Source organism: Corynebacterium variabile (genome assembly GCF_006539825.1).
In the GTDB taxonomy this organism is placed as follows: Bacteria; Actinomycetota; Actinomycetes; order Mycobacteriales; family Mycobacteriaceae; genus Corynebacterium; species Corynebacterium variabile.
On the sequence record NZ_BJNT01000001.1, the window covers coordinates 140,316 to 161,831 of the forward strand.

Genomic DNA, 21,516 nt, shown 5'->3' on the forward strand with positions numbered 1-21,516 from the left:
GGCTAAGGATTCAACCACAGTTCACCCTGGAAGCGCGAACATCGCGGGGTACGGCGGGTCGTAGCGGGGCTCGGCAGGTCAGGTCGGACACTGCCCGGAGTATCGGAGATCACACGTTGAACTTGAACTCCACGACGTCGCCGTCCTGCATGACGTAGTCCTTTCCTTCCTGGCGGACCTTGCCGTGGGTGCGGGCCTCGGCGACGGAGCCGTACTCGTCAAGGTCGTCGAAGCCGACGATCTCGGCCTTGATGAAGCCACGCTCGAAGTCGGTGTGGATCACGCCGGCGGCCTGCGGGGCGGTCGCGCCCTGCGGGATGGTCCAGGCGCGGGACTCCTTCGGGCCGGCGGTGAGGTAGGTCTGCAGACCCAGGGTGTTGAAACCTGCCTTCGCCAGTGTCGCCAGACCCGGCTCATCCTGGCCGACGGAGGCCAGCAGCTCGGCGGCCTCGTCATCGTCGAGCTCCAGCAGCTCGGACTCGGTCGCGGCATCCAGGAAGACGGCGTCGGCCGGGCCGACCAGGTCGCGCAGCTCCTGCTTCTTCGCCTCGTCGGTCAGCACGCCTTCATCGGAGTTGAAGACGTAGAGGAAAGGCTTGGCGGACATGAGGTGGAGGTCGCGGATCGGGGCGAGGTCGATCTCCCCCTTCTTCGCAGCGGACGACAGCGTCCGACCGTCCTCGAGGATCTTCTGCGCGGCCTCGGCGGCGACGGCCTCCTCCGCCTTCTCCTTGTCCTTGCGTCCTTCCTTCTGCAGCCGCGGGAGGGCCTTCTCGATGGTCTGCAGGTCGGCGAGGATCAGCTCGGTCTCGATAACCGCGATGTCCGCCTCCGGGTCGACGCGACCGTCGACGTGGATGACGTTGTCGTCGGAGAACACACGGACGACCTCACAGACCGCGTCGGCGTCACGGATGTTGGCGAGGAAGGCGTTGCCCATACCCTCGCCCTCCGAGGCACCCTTCACGATGCCGGCGATGTCGACGAAGGTCACCGTCGCCGGGAGGATCCGCTCGGAACCGTAGATCTCGGACAGCCGCGTCAGTCGCGGGTCCGGAAGCTCCACCATCCCCTCGTTCGGCTCGATGGTCGCGAAGGGGTAGTTCGCGGCGAGCACGTCGTTGCGGGTCAGAGCATTGAACAGGGTGGACTTGCCGACGTTGGGCAGTCCGACGATTCCGAGAGTAAGAGACACGGGAACCATCCTAACCGGTACCACCCCACCTGCTGACCCCTCCCCCTTTCCTGCCAGTTCACTGTGGGGCTACTGTTGGTCCAGCAATTCTGACGTTCACCGACAAGAAGGACTTCCATCATGTCCGATACCAGCGACGGCGCGGAGGTGAAGGTCACCCGCGACACATTCAACTCGCGGATGCTCTTCATCTTCGCCGCCATCGGGTCCGCAGTGGGACTCGGCAACATCTGGCGTTTCCCCTACGTGGCCTACGAGTCCGGCGGCGGCGCCTTCCTCATTCCCTACCTGTTCGCCCTGCTCACCGCGGGTATCCCGCTGCTGTGGCTGTTCTTCGCCCTGGGCCACCGATTCCGCGGATCCGCCCCTATGGTCTTCCGCCGTCTGCACCCCAAGGCCGAGATCATCGGCTGGTTCCAGACCGGTGTCGCCGCCTTCATCGGTCTGTACTACGCCGTGATCCTCGCCTGGGCCGGCCTGTACATCTTCAAGTCCATCAACAAGGGCTGGGGCGACAAGCCCGACGAGTACTTCGCCAACGACTTCCTCGAGTCCGACAAGCTCAGTGACGGCGGGATCTTCTCCGGTAACTTCGTCTGGCCGATCCTCATCGCCATGGTCGTCGTCTGGATCATCACCATCGCTGTGCTCGCTCTCGACGTCTCGGCCGGTATCGGCCGGGCCGGAATGATCTTCATCCCGATCCTGGTCGTCCTGTTCGTCATCATGGTCATCCGTGCCCTCTTCCTCGACGGTGCCGGCACCGGTCTCGACGCCCTGTTCTCCCCGGACTGGTCGGCACTGACCGACTCGAGTGTGTGGATCGCGGCCTACGGCCAGATCTTCTTCTCGCTGTCCATCGGCTTCGGCATCATGATCACCTACGCCTCCTACCTCAAGCCGCGGTCCAACCTCACCGCGACCGGCCTCGTCACCGCCTTCGCGAACTCCTCCTTCGAAGTCCTCGCCGGCATCGGCGTCTTCTCCGCCCTCGGCTTCATGGCCGTGCAGCAGAATGTCCCGGTCGACGAGGTCGCGTCCTCCGGTATCGGCCTGTCCTTCATGGCCTTCCCGGCGATCATCAACGAGATGCCGGCCGGCGGCCTGTTCGGCGTCCTGTTCTTCGGCAGCCTGTTCATCGCTGGCCTGACCTCGCTCATCTCCATCATCGAGGTCGTCATCTCCGCCGTCGCCGACAAGATCGGCGTTGACCGTCGCCGCGTCGCCGTACTGGTCGGCGTTCCGATGGCCGTCATCTCCTGCCTGATCTTCTCCAGCTCCGCCGGCCTGATGAGCGTCGACATCGTCGACAAGTTCACCAACAACCTCGGCATCGTGGTCTGCGCGATCATCGCGACGGTGGTCCTCGCGTACGTCCTGCGCCGTTCCACCGAGATCGAACGTCACCTCAACGCGGTCTCCAGCTTCCGCGTCGGCCCGATCTGGAAGGTCTGCGCCTTCGTCATCACCCCGCTGGTGCTGATCTACACCCTCGTCAAAGAGGTCATCAACCTCATCAAGGACGGCTACGAGGACTACACTTCCGGCCAGGTCTTCGGACTCGGCTGGATGGTCCTCATCATCATCGCGATCGCCGGTGTCGCCATGGTCTTCGTGAAATACAAGAACGTCCGCGTTCTCGACGGCGTCCCCGGCTCCGACTTCGGAGTCCCGGTCGGCACGCGGGATGCCAAGGCCCCGAACCGCTTCGCCACTGCCGTTGCCACCGCAGCGGCCACCACCTCCGGGAAGGAAGGTGACCGGTCATGAGTGCCGCAGCCATCGCCATGCTGGTCCTGTTCATCGTCGTCATCTGGGGTGGTCTCGTCCTCTCCGCACTCGCCCTGCGCGGCAAGGTCGACGAGGAGGCCGGCGATCTCGGGACTCTCCCGGGCACCACGGACGCCGAACTCGTCATCCACGGTCACTGACGGGCACTGACCCGTCTTCCTGCAGCGCAGTCACTGACACTGCTCCCCCGGTAGGGCACAATGGGGCGGGTGAGCAGTGAACAGAACGGCACCCCGTCCACCGGCGGCAACGAGTCCTCCGAATCCCCGGACCGTCGCGACCCCCGCGACATGACGGAAGGACGCGACTTCGCGGACTTCCTCATGGGTTCCGGACCTCTGCCCGCCGAGTCCGCGGTTCCGCTGCCCGGGGAACAGGACAAACTGCTTGAGCAGCCCGCGGACACCGACGGGGTGAAGGACCCCCGCCTCCTCCCCGACGTCACCGAGGTGACCGGTGGGGACGCCGACGACAACGGCATCCCCGACCACCAGGAGGAGATCCGCGACCGGGCCGAGGTCATCGGTACTTCGATGCGCTGGTTCGCCGGCTGGTGTCTCCGCTTTCTCGTCATCGCCGCCGCCGGTTACATCCTCTGGATCGGCTCGGCGAAACTGTGGGCGGGCATCCTGCCGATCATCCTCTCGATCATCGTCTGTACGGTGCTGTGGCCGCTGTCCCGGCGGCTGCGGAAGTGGCACTTTCCCAACCCTCTCGCCGTCCTGACCTCGCTACTGGTCTTCTTCGGCGTCTTCGCGGGCATCATCGCCGCGATCGTCCCGAGTGTGGTCGACCAAGCCGGTGAGCTCGTGGACAAGGGCACCGAGGGTGTCCAGAAGATTCAGGACTGGGTCGCTGGCCCGCCTCTGGAGCTGCAGAGCGACCAGATCGACAACGCCATCGACCAGGCCACCAACCGGCTCCAGGACAGCACCGACCAGATCACCCAGACCGCCGTCGCCGGCGTTTCCGCCGTGACCTCGGCCATCGTCACGCTGGTTGTCGTCCTGGTCCTCACCTTCTTCTTCCTCAAGGACGGCGAGAAGTTCCTCCCGATGGTCCGTCGGGTCACCGGCCGTCGCGTCGGCTGGCACATCACCGAAGCTCTCACCCGCTGCTGGAACACGCTCGGCGGCTTCATCCGCACCCAGGCCATCGTCAGTTTCATCGACGCCTTCTTCATCGGACTGGGCCTGTTCATCCTCGGAGTCCCGCTGGCCGGGCCACTGGCGATCATCACCTTCTTCGCCGGCTTCATCCCCATCGTCGGTGCCTTCACGGCCGGTGCGCTGTCTGTCCTGGTCGCTCTCGTCGGCAATGACTTCACCACCGCGCTCATCGTCCTGCTCATCGTCATCGCCGTCCAGCAGCTCGAGGGCAATGTCCTCTCCCCGGTACTGCAGTCCCGCGCCATGAATCTGCACCCGGTGGTCGTCCTGCTCTCTGTGACCGTCGGTGGCGGCCTGTGGGGCATCATCGGCGCTTTCCTCGCCGTCCCGGTCGCCGCCATGATCGCGGAGATCCTGCGCTACATCGGAGACCTCACGGACCTGTCCACCGGAGAGAAGAGGGCCGAGGAGATCAACTTCGCGACGGAGGACGGGGCCAAGGGGGCCGAACGCAACGAGGATGCCGCCCGTCGCTGGCGGGAGTGGCGTCTCACCCGCCGGAGGGTGACCGTGACTGACTCCACTGACACACCTGACGACACGGCGAAGTGACGGACATGTCCTGTAGCATGACTGCCCGTGACCAATGACCCCCAAGCTCCGGAAGACGTGCCCCTGAACCGGTGGGGCTTCATCCCCCCGTGGGCACCGCTGCTCGTCGCAGTGGCGGTCGCGTTCACCGGGGTGGTCCTCGGGGAAGTCAGCACCGTCTATCTGGTGTTGTTCTTCCTGTCCTCGATCGTGTGTACCGCACTGGTCGAACTGCGGGGACTCTTCCTCACGGTCGTCACCGTCCCCTTCGCCTGGTTCGGCGGCATCACCGTGATCGGCTACTTCGCCGACCGGGCGTCCTTCTCCGACGGTAACCGTAAGACCGCACTGCTCACCGCGGTCTTCCCCGCGGTGGAGAACTACCTCTGGCTGCTCGTCTCCTTCGTCGTCAGTCTGCTCATCGCCCTGGTCCGCCAGCGCCTGGATGCCGCCGCCCGCGAGCGTGCCCTGCGGCTGGCCCGCCAGCGGCGTCGGCGCAGCGCGACCGCTGACGAGGACAACCGCCGGGTGACGTCACGGGTGCGTGACCTCGAGCGCACCGCAGACCGTGACCGGTACCGGGACCGTGACCGGGAACGTGAGGACACCTCCGAGCGTGCCCCGTCGGCCCAGCGGGCCCGGACTGTCACACGCCCGCCGCGCCACACCCGGACCGGGGACTCCCCGGCTACTGCGTCCTCTACGTCCACCAGTTCCCCTGAGCAGCCGGAGATCCGGACCCGCACCGCCGAAGAACTGCGTGCGGCCAGCGAGCGCCGTCGCGCCCGTGAGGAATCCTCACATACCGCCCGTCACCGCGGGGACGACGCCCCCCTCGATATCTGACAGATCTCTACAATCAGAGGCATGTCAGAATCCCCGGGTCCCACCACAGCGGACTCCCCGTGGCACGTCCACACCGTCAACGAGAAGGTCAAGGGCTGGATCGAGCGGCTCGGTCATCTCTGGGTGGAGGGGCAGATCACGCAGCTCAACATGAAGCCGTCGTGGAAGCTCTCGTACATCACCCTGCGTGACGTCTCCCAGGAACAGTCGATAAAGCTGACCTGCTCCACACAGACACTGCGTAATCTTCCCGTGCCGGTGAAGAACGGCGACCGCGTCGTCGTCTACGGCAAGCCCGCCTTCTACGCCGTTCGCGGCGAGTTCTCCCTCTGGGTCTCACAGATCCGCCCGGTGGGTGTCGGCGAGATGCTGGCCAGGATCGAGGAACTCAAACGCGCACTCGCCGCCGAGGGCCTGTTCGACCCCAGGCTCAAGCGCCCTCTCCCCTTCCTGCCGAACCGCATCGGTCTGATCACCGGGCGTGAATCCGCGGCCGAGCATGACGTCCTCTCCGTGTCCCGCGACCGCTGGCCGGCGGTGAGGTTCGAGACGATCAACACACCGGTCCAGGGTTCCCAGGCGGTCCCGGCGATCCTCGATGCCCTCCGCACCCTCGAGGCCGATCCTCGGGTGGACGTCATCATCGTCGCCCGCGGGGGCGGCTCCGTCGAGGACCTCCTCCCCTTCTCCGAGGAGGCGCTGGCGCGCGCGGTCAGTTCCATGACGACCCCGGTGGTCTCCGCGATCGGCCATGAGCCGGACAACCCGGTCCTCGACAACGTCGCCGACCTGCGTGCCGCCACGCCGACGGACGCCGCCAAGCGGGTCGTCCCCGATGTCGCCGCCGAGCTCTCCCTCATCGCAGAGCTGCGGGGACGCGCCGCCGGCGCACTGCGCTCCTGGGTCGCCAATGAGCAGCGGGGGTTGGCCTCGGTCCGCTCCCGGCCGGTTCTGGCCGACCCTATGCTGCCGATCACCCGGGCACGGGAGGTCGTGGAGGACGCCCGCTCCCGCAACGACCGCGCCCTCGGCGTCCTCGTGCGGACCGCCCGGCACCAGGTCGAGTCCCTGCGGGCCCGGGTCAACGCACTGGGCCCCTCGCAGACCCTCAGACGCGGCTACGCGGTGGTGCAGGTCGTCCCCAGAGACCACACCCCACCCCAGGTCGTCACCACTGTCGACGACGTGGAACCGGGGTCGCAGCTGCGGATCCGCGTCCTAGACGGGTCCGTGACCGCGGCAGCCATGGGGGTACAGAAGTCCCCGACGAACACACAGACAGCACCGGATACAGAGACCGATACAGAGACCGAGGAGTCCACCGATGAGTGACCAGAACGACCAGCAGACCTTCCGCCCCCTCGAGGAGCTCAGCTACGAGGCCGCCCGCGACGAACTCATCGAGGTCGTCAAGATCCTCGAACTCGGCCAGATGAGTCTCGACGAGTCCCTGCACTACTGGGAGCGCGGCGAAACCCTGGCCGCCTACTGCGAGCGCTACCTCGACGGGGCGTCCCAGCGGGTGGAGGACGCGCTGGCGAAGCGCGCCGTCACTCCGTCGGAGTAGGCACCCCCCGGGGTGGAGGACGCCGCCCCCGTCTCCAGCGGCTCCGCCTTCGTCACCGCCTCGGCCATCGTCCGGTACTGCGCCTGGGTTGCGGTTCCCGAGATGAGCAGGCGGACATCTCCGAGATCGACCGCCCAGATCTGCTTCACGTCGTCCCCCGACCAGATCTGCCAGGTGACGTCCTCACCGGTGGAGGACTTCGATGCCGGCACCACGAAGGTGTCGGTCTCCTCGCGGTACTCGCCGTCTTCGTCGTTGACGGCGTCCTTGAGCTCCGCGACGGTCTGGGTGAGTGCGAGGAAGGCCTCCCCGTCGATGACCCATCCGGCCTTCGACGACGGCTCATTGTCGACCATGGTGCGGCGTCCGGAGTTGGCCTCCCAGTTGTCCGGGAAGGCCGGCAGACGCACCGGGATACCGAGCCCGCGGGCGTCGGTCTTCAGGATGGTGTCGATGTCCACCTCCTGCACGGGACCGGACTTGTCCGCCGAGCCGGGGTTGAAACTGCACATACCGGTGAAACCGACGGAAAAGAACATCACCACCAGCAGAACGCCCAGCGAGATGATGAGGTCGCGGGTGTTGGTGAACATGCGTGGTTTCTCGATCTTCACGGCGTCGATTATGTCACGCGGCACCCCCTCGCCCGGAATTGGCGGCGACGTGGAACAATGGGATGAGTTGTCGAAGCACATCGAATGAAAGTTGGTAGCCATGACGGCTCAGCCCACTGTCCCCGCCGACATCCCCATGAAGGCACCTGACCGCAACCTCGCGATGGAGCTGGTCCGCGTGACCGAGGCCGCCGCACTCGCGTCCGGCAAGTGGGTCGGACGCGGCATGAAGAACGAGGGTGACGGTGCCGCCGTGGACGCTATGCGTTCCATGATCAACACCGTCCAGATGAACGGCGTGGTCGTCATCGGTGAGGGCGAGAAGGACGAAGCCCCGATGCTGTTCAACGGCGAGCACGTCGGCACCGGTGAGGGCGCCAACGTGGACATCGCCGTCGACCCGGTGGACGGCACCACCCTGATGTCTCAGGGTCGCCCGAACGCCATCTCCGTGCTCGCCGCCGCCGAGCGCGGTTCGATGTACGACCCCTCCGCCGTCTTCTACATGAAGAAGATCGCCACCGGCCCTGAGGCCGCAGGAGTCATCGACATCACCGCCCCGACCGACTACAACGTGAAGGCCGTCGCCAAGGCCAAGGGCGTCGATCCGACCGACGTCACCGTCATGGTCCTCGACCGTCCGCGCCACGACCAGCTCATCGCCGAGATCCGGGCTGCCGGCGCCAAGGTCCGACTGATCGGCGACGGCGATGTCGCCGGTGCCGTCCACGCCGCCATGTCCACCAGCTCCGTCGACCTGATGATGGGCACCGGTGGAACCCCGGAGGGCATCATCACCGCCTGCGCCATGAAGTGCATGGGCGGCGAGATCCAGGGCATCCTCGCCCCCAAGGACGACGCCGAGCGCCAGAAGGCCCTCGACGCCGGCCTCGAGCTGGACACCGTCCTCACCACCAACGACCTGGTGAAGTCGGACAACTGCTACTTCGTCGCCACCGGCGTCACCAACGGTGATCTGCTGCACGGCGTGACCTACCGCAAGTCCGGTGCAACCACCACCTCCCTGGTCATGCGGTCCCGCTCCGGCACGGTCCGCCGCATCGAGGCCGTCCACCAGCTCCAGAAGCTGCAGGACTACTCGGTCCAGGACTACGCCTAGTTCCCTGACGGAGTTTCTGAAAAAAGGGTGACCTCACCCCCGGAATCGGGGGTGCCTGGTGCGCCCGTCACCGGCGTGGGTCACAATGGTCCCCGTCACATCACCAAGTAAAGGACATGGCAGGACACATGAGCGAGCAGGAATACCGCATCGAGCACGACACGATGGGCGAGGTCAAGGTCCCCGTCGACGCCCTGTGGCGTGCCCAGACCCAGCGTGCCGTGGAGAACTTCCCGATCTCCGGTCGTCCGCTGGAGGCCACCCAGATCCGTGCGATGGGGCTGCTGAAGGCCGCCTGCGCCCAGGTCAACAAGGACTCCGGCGCACTGGACGCCACCAAGGCGGACGCCATCATCGCCGCCGGTAAGGCCATCGCCGAGGGCACTTACAACGACGAGTTCCCGATCGACGTCTTCCAGACCGGGTCCGGCACCTCCTCGAACATGAACACCAACGAGGTCATCGCCTCGCTGGCGAAGCAGGACGGCGTGGAGATCCACCCGAACGACGACGTGAACATGGGGCAGTCCTCCAACGACACCTTCCCCACCGCCACCCACGTCGCCGCCACCGAGGCCGCCGTCACCGACCTCATCCCGGCCCTGTCCCAGCTGCGTGACTCGCTGGCCGCCAAGTCCTCCGAGTGGAAGGCCATCGTCAAGTCCGGCCGTACCCACCTCATGGATGCCGTGCCGGTCACCCTGGGCCAGGAGTTCGGCGGCTACGCCCGTCAGATCGAGCTGGGCATCGAGCGCGTCGAGGCGACCCTGCCGCGCCTCGGTGAGCTGGCCATCGGCGGCACCGCCACCGGTACCGGCCTGAACACCACCGCCGACTTCGGCGCCAAGGTCACCGAGGAGCTCAAGAAGCTCACCGGTGTCGAGCAGCTCAAGGAGGCCGAGAACCACTTCGAGGCCCAGGCCGCCCGTGATGCCCTGGTCGAGTTCTCCGGCGCGATGCGCACCATCGCCGTCTCGCTGAACAAGATCGCCAACGACATCCGTCTCATGGGTTCCGGCCCGCTGACCGGCCTGGCCGAGATCCACCTGCCGGATCTGCAGCCGGGTTCCTCCATCATGCCGGGCAAGGTCAACCCGGTCCTGTGTGAAACCGCCACCCAGGTCGCCGCACAGGTCATCGGCAACGACGCCGCCATCGCCTTCGGTGGTGCCTCCGGCCACTTCGAGCTCAACGTCTTCATCCCGATGATGGCCCGCAACGTCCTCGAGTCCGCGAAGCTGCTGGCGAACACCTCCCGCGTCTTCGCCGAGCGTCTCGTCGACGGCATCGAGCCGGCCATCGACCGCATGAAGACCCTGGCCGAGTCCTCCCCCTCCATCGTCACCCCGCTGAACTCCGCAATCGGCTACGAGGCCGCCGCGAAGGTCGCGAAGACCGCGCTGAAGGAGGGCAAGACCATCCGTCAGACCGTCATCGACTTGGGCTTCGTCCCGGAGAAGCTGTCCGAGGAAGAGCTGGACAAGCGCCTCGATGTGCTGGCCATGGCCAACACCGACCGCGACTAGTCACTGACTGACCTCCGCCCCGTAGGGGCGGGGTCCACCCGGCGCATGGCCGGCAGGAACACTCCTGCCGGCCATGCGCTTTTCTGTGTCCCGTCCCGCTCCACGTCCTCAGGCAGCCACCAGGACGCGGCCCACGACCACGAGCAGGAGGATGGAGAGAGTCAGTGCCGCAGATGCCCCGGCGAGAAGCAGCACAGTCTTCCTGTCCTTCCTCACACAGGAGATCACGGCACAGATCACGGCCATCACCTGTACGACGAGCGGAATCAGGCCCAGGAGCCCCCATATGCCACTGCCACCGAACTCCTCCCGGTCCCAGGCCGCGAAAGCGAAGATGGTCAGTGCCGTGAAAACGGTCACCAGCAATGCCGGCAGGCAGAGCAGTAGCGACACCACACGTGCAGCGACAATCATGCCGTCGGCCCGGGGAGTGGCAGGAGCTCCCGGCGCACAGGTCCCCTGCGGATACGGCCCCGTCGCGAAGTACCCCGGCCCCTGCCTGTGCGACATCGACTGCCCCCCACTGATCGGTCATGGTGTTCCCCTCAAGAGTTCACCGTCAAAGTTATTTTCCCCGACAATACACGAGCGAGGCCTACGATGGGGTGGATGAACTCCCTCCCCGACCACATCAGCGTCCGCGGGGCGCGGGTGAACAATCTCCGCGGCATCGACGTCGACATTCCGCTGCACCGGCTGGTCGGCATCGCCGGGGTGTCCGGATCCGGGAAGTCCTCGCTCGCGCTCGGCGTCCTCTACGCGGAAGGCTCCCGCCGCTACATCGAGGCCCTGTCGACCTACACCCGCCGCCGGATGGCGCAGTCCACCCGGGCGGACGTGGACGCCGTCGAGCATGTCCCTGCCGCCCTCGCACTCCGGCAGCGGCCTGGCGTGCCCGGTGTGCGCTCGACCTTCGGCACCTCCACCGAACTGCTCAATGTCATCCGGCTGATGTTCTCCCGGCTCGCCTCCCATGTCTGCCTGAACGGACACCGCGTCCCGCCGTCGCTCGCCGTCGCCGCCGAGAGTCCCCTGTACTGCCCGGAGTGTGACGCCGAGGTCCACGCCCCCGGCGCGGAGGCCCTCGCCTTCAACTCCGGGGGCGCATGCCGACGCTGCGGTGGCACCGGTGCCGTGCGGACCGTGGATGACGCCACACTGGTGCCGGACCCCGCGAAGTCCCTGGATGACGGCGCGGTGGTGCCGTGGAACATGTTCGGCTTCAATGTGCAGCCGGACATCGCCCGGGAGTTCGGCGTGCGTACCGATGTCCCCTGGTCGCAACTGACCGACGATGAGAAAGAGATCGTGTTCGACGGGCCGGAGGAGAAGAAGCACATCACGGTGACCTCGGTGAAAGGCGTCCACGACCTGGACTTCACCTTCCGCAATGCGCGGCTGACCGTGCTCAGGGAACTGGAGCGGGCCGGAGCGGACGAGTCCGGGAAACGGCTGGCGAAGGTGGAACGGTTCCTGTCCACCGGTGTATGTCCGGACTGCGGCGGGACGCGTCTGTCCGATGCCGCCCGCGCCCCGGAGATCACCACCGCCTCCGGTACCCGGAACCTCGCCGAGGTCACCGCACTCCCCCTGCACGACGTCCTGGACTGGGCGGACGGGGTGGAGGACGCCCTGCCCGCTGAGATGCACCCGATGGCCCGGCGTCTGGTGGACACCCTGCAGTCCATGGCCCGACGGCTCACCGGTCTGGGACTGGGCTATCTCTCACTCGACCGGTCGGGGTCGACCCTGTCCACCGGGGAGCGGCAACGGGTGCAGCTGGCACGGGCGGTACGTAACCGCACCACCGGCGTCCTCTATGTCCTGGATGAGCCGTCCATCGGCCTGCACCCGGCGAATGTCGACGGATTGCTCGGCATCATGTCCGACCTGCTCGACGACGGGAATTCCGTGGTCTTCGTCGACCACGATGTCCGGGTGCTGCGCCGGGCGGACCATCTGGTGGAGATCGGCCCGGCCTCCGGCAGCAACGGTGGCACGGTCGTGGCCACGGGAACTGTGGCCGACCTCCGGGCGTCCAGCACCTCCCGGCTCGCCGGCTTCCTCACCGGCGAGGAGGAGGTCCTGGTCCGTGACCGGGCCACGTCGGCGGAAGTCTTCGACCACGGACGGATCCGGTTGGAGACCTCTGCGGTGCACACCGTCCACCCGCTCACCGTGAAGTTCCCGCTCGGACGGCTCACCGCCGTCACCGGCATGTCCGGCTCCGGCAAGACAACCCTCGTACTCGAGTCCCTGGTTCCTGCACTGCTGGGTGACCATGTCCCCCACGTCACCGGTATCGACGCCCCCGCGGGGACCACCGTGCACGTGGTCGACGCGACGCCGATCGGCATCAACGTGCGCTCCACTGTGGCGACCTACTCTGGGGTGATGGACGATCTGCGTGCCGCCTTCGCCCGTCTGCCGGAGGCTGCGACGGACGGGCTCACCGCCTCCGACTTCTCCTACAACACCGGGTCGCGGGAGACGTCCCTGGCGTGCCCTCGCTGCGAGGGGACCGGGCAGATCTCGCTGGATGTCCAGTTCCTGCCGGACATCGACGTCCCCTGCCCGGACTGTCGTGGCACCAGATACTCCCCCGCCGCCGACCGGTACCGCCGGGGGGGCGTCAGCCTGCCGGAGTTGCTCGCCATGACCGTCGACGAGGCACTCGAGGCGGTGCCGGGACTGAGGAAGGTGCAGCGTCGGCTCACTGCCTTCGCCGAACTGGGACTGGGCTACCTCACCCTCGGCGAAGCCACGCCTGCGCTGTCCGGTGGTGAGGCCCAACGGCTCAAACTGGTCAACGAGCTCCACCGCGAGCAGTCGGACGCCGTCTTCGTCCTCGATGAGCCGAGTGTCGGTCTGCACCCCCTCGATGTCCGCACACTGCTGGAGGTGCTGCAGCGACTGTGCGACCGCGGTGCGACCGTGCTGGTCATCGAGCACGACCTCGACATGATCGCCAATGCGGACTTCGTGGTGGACATGGGCCCCGGCGGTGGTGCGGACGGTGGGCGGATCGTCGCCACCGGCACTCCGGAACAGGTCGCCGGAGAGAACACCGGCGTGTGTTCAGCCACCGGAAGTTACCTGCGGGCGCACCTGTACGGTGAACCGCATGACAATCACCGCAGCCGCTGACGGATCCGCTCTCGGCAACCCCGGCCCCGCCGGGTGGGCCTGGTACATCGACGACGACACCTGGCGTGCCGGCGGCTGGCCGCACGGCACCAACAACATGGGCGAACTCAAGGCGGTCCTCGACCTGCTGGAGTCCACCGCGGACGCCGGGCGCACGGACGAGGACCTCCTCGTCCTGTGCGACTCCCAGTACGTCATCAACTCCGTGACGAAGTGGATGCCGGGCTGGAAGAAGAAGGGCTGGAAGAAGCGCGACGGCAAGCCGGTACTCAATGTCGACCTGATGAAGGCCATCGACGCCGCGATGCAGGGACGCCGCGTCCGGTTCGAGTGGGTGAAAGGCCACGCCGGTCACCCGATGAACGAGGCCGCCGACCAGCGCGCGAATGCCGCGGCCACCGCCTTCCAGAAGAAGCAGGCCCCGCAGGAGGGCCCGGGCTTCGACGGTACATCCTCACCTGCGCCGGCTGCCGCCACCGGGGTCGCCTCCACCGCGGACGCCGTGGTCGACCGCGAGCTCGCCCTGCTCTCCGATGCGGTCCGCGGCGACCGGGAGCTCGCGTCCCGACTGCTGCACGAAGGGATGACGGAAATCAGCGCCACCGGTCAGCGGTACTCCCGCGACGACGTCCTCGACGCCCTGTCTCCGCTGGTCGGCTTCGATGCCGTCGACGAGGTCTGTGCTGCCGACATCACCTCTTCACAGATCGCACCTGATGTGTTCCTCCTCACCTACACGACCTCCGGGGTCGCCGGTACCGTCGCCCGGAGTTCCCTCTGGGTCCGGGAGGGTGAACAGTGGACACTGCGCCACCACCAGGCAACTCCCACCGAACGCTGACCGGGGTCCGATATCAGTTAACGGAAGTCACCGCAAGAGGACAACCCTTTCCGCGGGTGGACTGAGGGCAATTTTGCATTGCGTGCAAGAATGCACCCGGTGTACAACAGACTCTCGTGACTGAGAGAAACACCGACTGCCCGGGGCTGCGCGAGCGCAAGCGCCGGGAAACGAGACTACGTATCGAGGACTGCGGCACTGAGCTGATCCTCGAGCGGGGTTTCGACCATGTCACCCTGGAGGAGATCTGCGAGAAAGCCGGCATCAGCCGCCGCACCTTCTTCAACTACTTCGAGTCGAAGGACCAGGTCGCGACCGGAACAGCTGTCCCGCTGCTCGATCCAGAGGAGCTGGACGTCTTCGCGACCGCCGATTCCGACAATGTCGTCCGCGACATCCTCCGTTACATCGGGGAACGTGTCGACAACGACCCGGACACCTCACTCACCCTCTCCCCTGACCGGGAGACGAGTCTGAGGATCAGGGCCAGACGCCGAAGGATCATCAAGGAGACCCCGTACCTCATGCTGGCCGGCCTGTACCGGTTCGACCAGCTCGCAGGAACGGCGATGGAGACGATCCGCCGGCATCTCACCGCGTTCCCTGAGCGTCGTCGACTGCATCACCTCACTGTGGAGCAGGAAGCGACCTTCCTGACATCCTTCCTCCGGCAGGTGATCGTCACTGGCCCGTTGATCTACAGCGCCGACGACATCAGCCGGGTGGAGATGCTCCTGAAGGCCGGACGGGACCTCACCAGTCTCGCCGACGGTTACCGGGACGGCTGGGACACACGGAGCACTCCAGACTCACACACATCCACACTGTTGGGCCAAGAAGAACACTGACGAGGACACCTATGGACAACAACACGGAGACGCAGGCGGCACAGCCGCAGACTGCGTCCACCGCGACCGCGGACACTGTCGCGGTCGCAGCCAAGAACAACGTCCCACTGGTCTTCAGCGCCCTTATGCTGGGTATGCTGCTGGTCTCACTGGGACAGACCATCTTCTCCACCGCGCTGCCGACCGTCGTCGGTGAGCTCGGCGGCACCGACCAGCAGAGCTGGGTCATCACCTCCTTCCTGCTGGCACAGACCATCGGCCTGCCGATCTACGGCAAGCTGGGTGACCAGATCGGCCGCAAGCCGCTGTTCATCTTCGCTCTGAGCACGTACCTCGTCGGTTCAGTGGTCGGTGCACTGGCCCCGAACATCTGGATCATCATCGTCGCCCGCGCCATCCAGGGCATCGGCGGCGGCGGCATGATGGTGCTTTCGCAGGCCATCATCGCCGACGTCGTCCCCGCCCGTGAGCGCGGCAAGTACATGGGCATGATGGGCGCCGTCTTCGGACTGTCCTCCGTACTCGGCCCGCTGCTCGGTGGCGTGTTCACCGACGGCCCCGGCTGGCGCTGGGCCCTGTGGTTCAACGTCCCCATCGCGCTGATCGCCATCGCCATCTCCCTGTTCGCCCTGCACGTCCCGAAGCGAGGTGAAGGTGCCAAGCTCGATATCTGGGGCACCCTGTTCATGGCCGGCTTCGCCACCTGCCTCATCCTCTTCATCACCTGGGGCGGCAAGGACTACGCCTGGGGCTCGGCCACCATCATCGGCCTCATCATCGCGACCGTCATCTGCGCCGTGCTCTTCGTCTTCGCCGAGTCCAAGGCCGCCGCGCCGATCATCCCACTGGAGCTGTTCAAGAACCGCAACTTCGTGCTCTGCTCCACCGCCGGCATCGTCATCGGCATCGTCATGCTCGGCACCCTGGCCTACATGCCGACCTACATCCAGATGGTCCACGGCATGTCGCCCACCAAGGCCGGTCTGATGATGATCCCGATGGTCCTCGGCATGCTGCCGACCTCGATCATCGTCGGCATCGTCGTGTCCCGCACCGGTCGGTACAAGTGGTACCCGGTCATCGGCATGGTTGTGGCCGCTGCCGGTCTGTTCCTCCTCGGCGGTCTGGAGACCCACGACGGCCTGGTGCACCTGGGCCTGACCCTGTACGTCTTCGGCTTCGGTATCGGCATGGCCATGCAGATCCTGGTGCTCATGGTCCAGAACTCTTTCCCGGTCACCATGGTCGGTACCGCCACCGCCTCGAACAACTTCTTCCGCCAGATCGGTATGTCCGTCGGTTCCGCGGTCGTCGGTTCGGTCTTCACCTCCCGCCTGCAGGACAACATGGGCGACCGTGTGCCGGGCGCCCTGCAGTCCCTCGGAGACAAGGCTGCCGAGTTCACCGCCATGTTCTCCGGTGAAAACCACAGCCTGACCCCCGCCCTCGTCGACACCCTGCCGGGGCCGCTGCACGAGGCGATCATCACCAGCTACAACGACGGTCTCGTGCCGATCTTCACCGTGCTGGTCCCGTTCGCCCTCGTCGGCGCAGCGATCCTCTTCTTCACCCGCGAGGAGAAGCTCAAGGAGACCGTGGAGTAGTCCTCACTCCTCGGTGTTCCCCGGGGCCTGTCCCGGAACAACTCCCCGGTGTTCCCCGGGGCCTGTCCCGGAACACGAAGCCCCGGTCACCGTCACGGTGACCGGGGCTTCTGCCGTAGTGTCAGGACGCCTCAGGTGTCTCAGCTGACACAGACTCATCATTCTCGCCCGGCTTGACGACCCGCTCGTGGTACTCGGGGTGGGCAGGGCCACCCTCCAGGACCTTCTCAAAGCTGACGATGTCCCGCCAGTTCCCCTTCATCGGACCGTAGGTCATCTTCGCCATCGTGTGGGCGGTGCCGATCTCCTTGAAACCACGGGAACGGTGAAGCTTCATCGAACCGGGGTTCTCGGGAAAGACCACAGCGTGGATGGACCAGCACCCTGCCTCCGTGGACTTCTCGATGAGATGGTCCAGGAGGGCGCCCGCCACGCCTCTGCCGGTCGCATCCGGGGACACGTAGACCGAGTCCTCAACCACACCACTGAACACGGACCGGTGTGAGTACCAGGATCCGGTGACCCAGCCGAGAATCTCGCCGTCCTCGTCCGCGACGAACATGAGGTTGGGACGCCGGTGGGCAGTAAACTCCTCCCACGTGACGGTCTCACCTTCATATGTCGCGTGGCCGGTGTCCATACCGGCCTGCTGGATCGACGCGACCTGTGGGTAGTCGCCCTCCCTCATGGGGCGGATGGTGAATGTCATGACGATGATTGTAGAGTCGCGGACCCCGACGCGCACACGGCCGCGTCAACCACGTTCCAACAGGTCCGTGACCAGTTCAGCGATGGCTGAACGCTCGGACCGTCTGAGGGTCACATGGGCGAACAGCGGGTGCCCCTTGAGCTTCTCGATGACCGCCTGGATCCCGTCGTGGCGTCCCACCCGGAGGTTGTCCCGCTGGGCCACGTCGTGGGTGAGCACGACGCGCGAGTTACGCCCCATCCGGGACAGCACGGTGAGCAGGACATTGCGCTCCAGGGACTGCGCCTCGTCGACGATGACGAAGCTGTCGTGCAGGCTACGGCCACGGATGTGGGTCAGCGGCAGGACCTCCAGCAGCTCCCGGTCGATGACCTCGTCGAGTACGTTCTCGCTGACCAGGCCTTCGAGTGTGTCGAAGACAGCCTGCGCCCACGGGTTCATCTTCTCGTCGGCGTCCCCGGGCAGAAAGCCGAGGTCCTGGCCGCCGACGGCGTAGATCGGCCGGAAGACGACGATCCGGCGGTGCCGGTTGCGCTCCATGACGCTCTCCAGCCCGGCACACAGCGCGAGAGCGGACTTGCCGGTACCGGCGGATCCGCCGAGGGAGACGATGCCCACCTCCTCGTCGAGCAGAAGGTCGAGAGCCAGGCGCTGCCGGGCACTGCGTCCCCGCAGCCCGAAGGCCTCCAGGTCGTTCGGTACCGCCCGGAGGACGCCACCAGGGGCGACCCGCGAGATCGCCGACTGACTGCCTGCGGTGAGCTGGACGCCGCAGTGCACCGGAAGGTCGGGCAGCGGGTCACCGTCCGCATCGAGGCGGGCGTCCACGATCCCGGCACCGTCAGCGGCTCCGGTGGTGAAGAGGTCGTCGATGACCGTGGGGTCCACCTCCGCTTTCGACATGCCGTCATAACCGGTGAGGACGACATCCTGGGCGCGGTACTCGTCGGCGTCGAGCCCGACTGACCCCGCCTTAACGCGGAGCGGGACATCCTTGGTGACCAGGGTGACGGCCTCACCGTCACGACCGAGGTTCAGGGCGCAGGTGAGGATGCGCCGGTCGTTGTCCGCACCGTCCGACTTGGCCCCGGCCGTGAGCCGGAGGCCCGGGGGAAGTACGGACTCATCGGAGTGGTTGAGTTCGACCCGCAGGGTGCCGCCCTCCGGGGTGACCGTTATATCGCGGTCGAGGCGTCCTTCCGTACGTCGGAAGTCCTCGAGGAGGTTGAGTGCCTGGCGGGCGAACCAGCCGAGTTCCGGGTGCTGGCGTTTGCCCTCCAGTTCACTGACGACGACCACCGGCAGGACGACCTTGTGCTCCGCGAATTTCAGCAGGGCCCAGGGGTCCGAGAGCAGGACGGACGTGTCGATGACATAGGTGCGTAGACGGACGCAGGCCGCCCCGTCGGGGCGGCCTGCCGGTGATGTGGTGGCGTCGGTGATGGTCATGTCCCCGACGCTAGGGGGCACACGTGTTACTCACATGGTTGTGAGATGAACACCGTGTGAAATCGACGGCCTACTCGGTCGCACCCCAGGTACCGGACTCGTCCGGGTGCCAGCCGATGGTGCCGTTCTGGAACTCCTGGTCCCAACCGGAGACGGGGTCGCCGGACTCGGGTGCGGTCGGCAGTCCGACCTCGTTGCCGAGGGCTCCGCCCTCATTCCAGGTGTTACCGATCTCGCCGATCAGCGGCTGTGCGCCGGTCTCGGGCGAGGACGTGATCCAGCCGTTGGCGAAGGTGGCCAGGGTCTTGTCACCGTCGGTGGTGAACTCGCTGAACGCACCGAGCGCTCCGGCCTCACCACCGGCCTGCTCGTAGGCTGCGGCGATGTCCTCCGGCAACTGGCTGGCGTCGGTGACTGCCTCGCCGTCGCCGGACGCACCGTCAGTGCCCTCCGCCCCGTCAGCGCCTTCGGAAGCATCGGCACCGTCGGAGGCGGCGGCGCCGTCCGAGGAGCCGGCGCCGGCGTCCTCGGTGGAGGCGGCGGTGGCGGTACCGGAGGAGTCGGAATCGTCATCGTCGTCACTGCAGGCGGCGGCACCGAGTACCAGTCCGCCGGCGGCGATCACGGCTATCGAGCGGGAGACAACGCTCCGACGGGAGAAACGGGAACGGGTGATCTTCATCTGAAGTCCTCTTTCCTGGAAAAATCGCGAGGGGGTGGGCGGGCTCGCCCCCAACTTGTCTATCAGACTTTTCCGGCGCATGAGTGATGAAAATCATAAAGAGCGGGGGTAGTTTCCCACTACCTCCAGGTCAGCCGAGCAATCCACGACCTGAAAACTATTTCTACCGTGAGCTCGAGGCACGGCGTCCTCGGCAGATCCCGACGAACTGCTGGACCACCTCATCATCACGGTCCCGCCGCCAGACCAGACCGATCCCGGTGGTCGGCGCGTCCCGGAAACTGCGGTGTACCACACCCCTGCGGTTGATGCCGCGCAACAACGGCCGGGGCGCGATCACACATCCGACGTTCGCGGCGACGACATCGAGGTCCTCCCGTACCTTCCCCGGCGCCACTCCGCGGTAGAGGACCATCTCGTCCTCAATGTCCTCCGAGGACGCCGGCTCCTGGTCCCCCAACGCCTCGAGCGCATGATCCTTGGGCACTGCGACCCCGGGCTGCTCCTCGTAGAGGCGGACCCGGTGGAGATCGTGGCGCAGCATCTCCCGTTCGCCGATGTCGGACACCCCGGCGAAGTCACCGCCGCCCACGCCACCCTCCCATCCCGCACCGGGGAAACGCACGATCCCGATGTCCGCCGCACCTGAGAGCACATGGGCCAGCGGATCGTCCGACTGCGCGCCGGCCGCCTGCCACCCGTCGATCCGTTCATCGAACCGGGAGAACCACTTACCGGGGACGACACCCGGCGCAAAGACGACCTTGAGATAGCTCATGGCGTCATCCTATCGGTCTCCGCGACTCCTCCCCCACTACACTGAACGACCATGAGCGACGCGAACCGTATGAAGCCGCAGACCGCAGCGAAGAAGCTGAACATCTACCTGCCCGCAACCCCGTCGGAGTTCCAGGAGACCCCGCTGACCCACGACGAGTTCGTGGCCCTCCAGGCTGATCCGCCGGAATGGCTGCAGACCCTGCGCCGCGAAGGCCCGTTTCCCCGCCCCGAGGTGGCCCGCAAGCTGGGCATCACGATCACCGCACTGAAGGCCAATGACGCAGATCAGCCACTGACCGCCACAGAGATCAAGGCGCTGCTCCAGGATCAGCCGGAATGGCTGCGCACCGCCCGCACCGCGCTGGCCACCCGCCGCACCGAAGAAGGCAAGGGACGCGACACCGAGGCGGACGGGTCCGCCGAGGACTAGTTCCGGGCAAGACTGAGGCCCCGCCTCCCCGGGTGACGAACCGGGGAGTCGGGGCCTCAACAGTGGAAGGGCCCGGATCGCGGGTGACGAATCCGCGGGGCTCAAGCTTCCGTTAGCCGCCACTGACAGGTGAACTGCAGCCCAGGGTGCGCGTTGGAGGTGCCGCAGCCACGTTCCGTATCGTCCGGTGAGAAGAGGAAGCCGGATGTCTCGGACCGGGGCTGAATACCCTGGATTCCACCTGCCGTTGCGGCTGATCCACAACTGCAGTGCGCCGTAGGTGACTAGCCTTCGACACATCCATGAGGTTAGCGAGACCTAAAGCGGCGTGTCAACAATTCAGCAACACCAATGTTGCGTAATTGCTTCACTCGTGCCGCTTCCGCCCCGTGACCTGCGCGTCACAGAGAACACGCACGCAGCTTTATGCCTACCCCCACATCTCACCCCCGGGGGATCCTGAAGCCCCCGCCCGGCATCCCTGTTGCATTTTCAGTCCGGGGTGCGGATACTATAAATTTGTAATCACCAGAGAGACGCAGATCACATTGTTTCCCAAAGTGAGTGTCACCCCACTGGCTGACACCGGCTGACACCGGCTGACACCGGCTGACACCGGCTGACACCGGCTGACACCGGCTGACACCGGCTGACACCGGCTGACACC

The 21,516-nt window shown here is 66.2% G+C and carries 20 protein-coding genes; 13 read left to right on the top strand and 7 right to left on the bottom strand.

Annotation, left to right across the window (positions count from 1 at the left end; translation table 11 throughout):
- Window positions 1-109: 109 nt before the first annotated feature.
- Window positions 110-1,195, bottom strand: a complete 1,086-nt coding sequence (ychF, locus tag CVA01_RS00615) for a redox-regulated ATPase YchF (protein WP_174775581.1) — start codon at window positions 1,193-1,195, stop codon at window positions 110-112.
- Window positions 1,196-1,315: 120 nt separating this feature from the next.
- Between ychF and CVA01_RS00620 the strand changes: the two genes are divergently transcribed.
- Genes CVA01_RS00620 through CVA01_RS00645 form a run of 6 tightly spaced genes read left to right on the top strand, consistent with a single transcriptional unit; the run spans window position 1,316 to window position 7,099 of the window.
- A complete protein-coding gene (locus CVA01_RS00620) occupies window positions 1,316-2,965 on the top strand; it encodes a sodium-dependent transporter (protein ID WP_141327820.1) in 1,650 nt (549 codons plus the stop codon).
- On the top strand, window positions 2,962-3,126 hold the full coding sequence (gene metS / locus CVA01_RS00625) for a methionine/alanine import NSS transporter subunit MetS (RefSeq protein ID WP_014010424.1): 165 nt from the start codon (window positions 2,962-2,964) through the stop codon (window positions 3,124-3,126). The genes CVA01_RS00620 and metS overlap by 4 nt, the downstream gene beginning before the upstream one ends.
- Window positions 3,127-3,186: 60 nt before the next feature.
- Window positions 3,187-4,707: an AI-2E family transporter gene (locus CVA01_RS00630; protein WP_141327822.1), complete on the top strand. Its 1,521-nt coding sequence runs from the start codon at window positions 3,187-3,189 to the stop codon at window positions 4,705-4,707.
- Window positions 4,708-4,734: 27 nt separating this feature from the next.
- Window positions 4,735-5,532: a DUF6542 domain-containing protein gene (locus CVA01_RS00635; protein ID WP_141327824.1), complete on the top strand. Its 798-nt coding sequence runs from the start codon at window positions 4,735-4,737 to the stop codon at window positions 5,530-5,532.
- A 21-nt stretch (window positions 5,533-5,553) separates the two neighbouring features.
- Window positions 5,554-6,864, top strand: a complete 1,311-nt coding sequence (xseA, locus tag CVA01_RS00640; protein WP_141327826.1) for an exodeoxyribonuclease VII large subunit — start codon at window positions 5,554-5,556, stop codon at window positions 6,862-6,864.
- Window positions 6,857-7,099: an exodeoxyribonuclease VII small subunit gene (locus tag CVA01_RS00645; protein WP_141327828.1), complete on the top strand. Its 243-nt coding sequence runs from the start codon at window positions 6,857-6,859 to the stop codon at window positions 7,097-7,099. Before xseA ends, CVA01_RS00645 begins: the two co-directional genes overlap by 8 nt.
- Here CVA01_RS00645 and CVA01_RS00650 read toward each other — a convergent pair.
- On the bottom strand, window positions 7,030-7,713 hold the full coding sequence (locus CVA01_RS00650; protein WP_244938068.1) for a DUF4245 domain-containing protein: 684 nt from the start codon (window positions 7,711-7,713) through the stop codon (window positions 7,030-7,032). The two genes, CVA01_RS00645 and CVA01_RS00650, sit on opposite strands and share 70 nt — an antisense overlap.
- 100 nt (window positions 7,714-7,813) lie before the next feature.
- On the opposite strand from CVA01_RS00650, the gene glpX reads away from it, so the two are divergent.
- Window positions 7,814-8,833: a class II fructose-bisphosphatase gene (glpX, locus tag CVA01_RS00655; RefSeq protein WP_014010430.1), complete on the top strand. Its 1,020-nt coding sequence runs from the start codon at window positions 7,814-7,816 to the stop codon at window positions 8,831-8,833.
- 128 nt (window positions 8,834-8,961) lie between these two features.
- Entirely contained in the window at window positions 8,962-10,359 is a 1,398-nt protein-coding gene (locus CVA01_RS00660; RefSeq protein ID WP_141327830.1) for a class II fumarate hydratase, read from the top strand.
- A gap of 108 nt (window positions 10,360-10,467) precedes the next feature.
- Here the strand turns inward: CVA01_RS00660 and CVA01_RS00665 are convergent, their stop codons facing one another.
- Window positions 10,468-10,869 (bottom strand): hypothetical protein, encoded by a 402-nt coding sequence (locus tag CVA01_RS00665; RefSeq protein ID WP_141327832.1) that lies wholly within the window; start codon window positions 10,867-10,869, stop codon window positions 10,468-10,470.
- Window positions 10,870-10,959: 90 nt separating this feature from the next.
- On the opposite strand from CVA01_RS00665, the gene CVA01_RS00670 reads away from it, so the two are divergent.
- The 4 genes from CVA01_RS00670 (at window position 10,960) to CVA01_RS00685 (ending at window position 16,799) form a co-directional block, all read left to right on the top strand.
- Window positions 10,960-13,506, top strand: coding sequence for an excinuclease ABC subunit UvrA (locus tag CVA01_RS00670; RefSeq protein ID WP_141327834.1), 2,547 nt, complete (start codon window positions 10,960-10,962; stop codon window positions 13,504-13,506).
- The gene (locus CVA01_RS00675; RefSeq protein WP_141327836.1) at window positions 13,484-14,347 is read left to right on the top strand and encodes an RNase H family protein; all 864 of its coding nucleotides are present in this window, start codon (window positions 13,484-13,486) and stop codon (window positions 14,345-14,347) included. The genes CVA01_RS00670 and CVA01_RS00675 overlap by 23 nt, the downstream gene beginning before the upstream one ends.
- A gap of 116 nt (window positions 14,348-14,463) precedes the next feature.
- A complete protein-coding gene (locus CVA01_RS00680) occupies window positions 14,464-15,195 on the top strand; it encodes a TetR/AcrR family transcriptional regulator (RefSeq protein WP_141327838.1) in 732 nt (243 codons plus the stop codon).
- Between the two features lie 11 nt (window positions 15,196-15,206).
- Entirely contained in the window at window positions 15,207-16,799 is a 1,593-nt protein-coding gene (locus tag CVA01_RS00685; RefSeq protein ID WP_014010436.1) for an MDR family MFS transporter, read from the top strand.
- Between the two features lie 121 nt (window positions 16,800-16,920).
- On the opposite strand, the gene CVA01_RS00690 is transcribed toward CVA01_RS00685, so the two are convergent.
- The 4 genes from CVA01_RS00690 to CVA01_RS00705 all read right to left on the bottom strand — a co-directional run bounded on the left by CVA01_RS00690 (window position 16,921) and on the right by CVA01_RS00705 (window position 20,417).
- Entirely contained in the window at window positions 16,921-17,508 is a 588-nt protein-coding gene (locus CVA01_RS00690; RefSeq protein ID WP_014010437.1) for a GNAT family N-acetyltransferase, read from the bottom strand.
- 45 nt (window positions 17,509-17,553) lie between these two features.
- Window positions 17,554-18,957, bottom strand: coding sequence for an RNA 5'-3' helicase PhoH2 (gene phoH2 / locus CVA01_RS00695; RefSeq protein ID WP_073884774.1), 1,404 nt, complete (start codon window positions 18,955-18,957; stop codon window positions 17,554-17,556).
- Between the two features lie 70 nt (window positions 18,958-19,027).
- Window positions 19,028-19,639, bottom strand: a complete 612-nt coding sequence (locus tag CVA01_RS00700) for an LGFP repeat-containing protein (protein ID WP_141327840.1) — start codon at window positions 19,637-19,639, stop codon at window positions 19,028-19,030.
- A 163-nt stretch (window positions 19,640-19,802) separates the two neighbouring features.
- Window positions 19,803-20,417: a type 2 periplasmic-binding domain-containing protein gene (locus CVA01_RS00705; RefSeq protein WP_014010440.1), complete on the bottom strand. Its 615-nt coding sequence runs from the start codon at window positions 20,415-20,417 to the stop codon at window positions 19,803-19,805.
- A gap of 69 nt (window positions 20,418-20,486) precedes the next feature.
- Between CVA01_RS00705 and CVA01_RS00710 the strand changes: the two genes are divergently transcribed.
- Window positions 20,487-20,849 (top strand): DUF5997 family protein, encoded by a 363-nt coding sequence (locus CVA01_RS00710; RefSeq protein WP_041630647.1) that lies wholly within the window; start codon window positions 20,487-20,489, stop codon window positions 20,847-20,849.
- The last annotated feature ends 667 nt before the right edge of the window (window positions 20,850-21,516 follow it).

Bases quoted from the DNA above. Each gene is read 5' to 3' on its own strand.
- CVA01_RS00620 (WP_141327820.1), top strand. From the start codon at position 1,316: ATGTCCGATACCAGCGACGGCGCGGAGGTGAAGGTCACCCGCGACACA.
- metS (WP_014010424.1), top strand. From the start codon at position 2,962: ATGAGTGCCGCAGCCATCGCCATGCTGGTCCTGTTCATCGTCGTCATC.
- CVA01_RS00630 (WP_141327822.1), top strand. From the start codon at position 3,187: ATGGGGCGGGTGAGCAGTGAACAGAACGGCACCCCGTCCACCGGCGGC.
- xseA (WP_141327826.1), top strand. From the start codon at position 5,554: ATGTCAGAATCCCCGGGTCCCACCACAGCGGACTCCCCGTGGCACGTC.
- CVA01_RS00645 (WP_141327828.1), top strand. From the start codon at position 6,857: ATGAGTGACCAGAACGACCAGCAGACCTTCCGCCCCCTCGAGGAGCTC.
- glpX (WP_014010430.1), top strand. From the start codon at position 7,814: ATGACGGCTCAGCCCACTGTCCCCGCCGACATCCCCATGAAGGCACCT.
- CVA01_RS00660 (WP_141327830.1), top strand. From the start codon at position 8,962: ATGAGCGAGCAGGAATACCGCATCGAGCACGACACGATGGGCGAGGTC.
- CVA01_RS00665 (WP_141327832.1), bottom strand. From the start codon at position 10,869: ATGTCGCACAGGCAGGGGCCGGGGTACTTCGCGACGGGGCCGTATCCG.
- CVA01_RS00670 (WP_141327834.1), top strand. From the start codon at position 10,960: ATGGGGTGGATGAACTCCCTCCCCGACCACATCAGCGTCCGCGGGGCG.
- CVA01_RS00675 (WP_141327836.1), top strand. From the start codon at position 13,484: ATGACAATCACCGCAGCCGCTGACGGATCCGCTCTCGGCAACCCCGGC.
- CVA01_RS00685 (WP_014010436.1), top strand. From the start codon at position 15,207: ATGGACAACAACACGGAGACGCAGGCGGCACAGCCGCAGACTGCGTCC.
- CVA01_RS00690 (WP_014010437.1), bottom strand. From the start codon at position 17,508: ATGACATTCACCATCCGCCCCATGAGGGAGGGCGACTACCCACAGGTC.
- phoH2 (WP_073884774.1), bottom strand. From the start codon at position 18,957: ATGACCATCACCGACGCCACCACATCACCGGCAGGCCGCCCCGACGGG.
- CVA01_RS00700 (WP_141327840.1), bottom strand. From the start codon at position 19,639: ATGAAGATCACCCGTTCCCGTTTCTCCCGTCGGAGCGTTGTCTCCCGC.
- CVA01_RS00705 (WP_014010440.1), bottom strand. From the start codon at position 20,417: ATGAGCTATCTCAAGGTCGTCTTTGCGCCGGGTGTCGTCCCCGGTAAG.
- CVA01_RS00710 (WP_041630647.1), top strand. From the start codon at position 20,487: ATGAAGCCGCAGACCGCAGCGAAGAAGCTGAACATCTACCTGCCCGCA.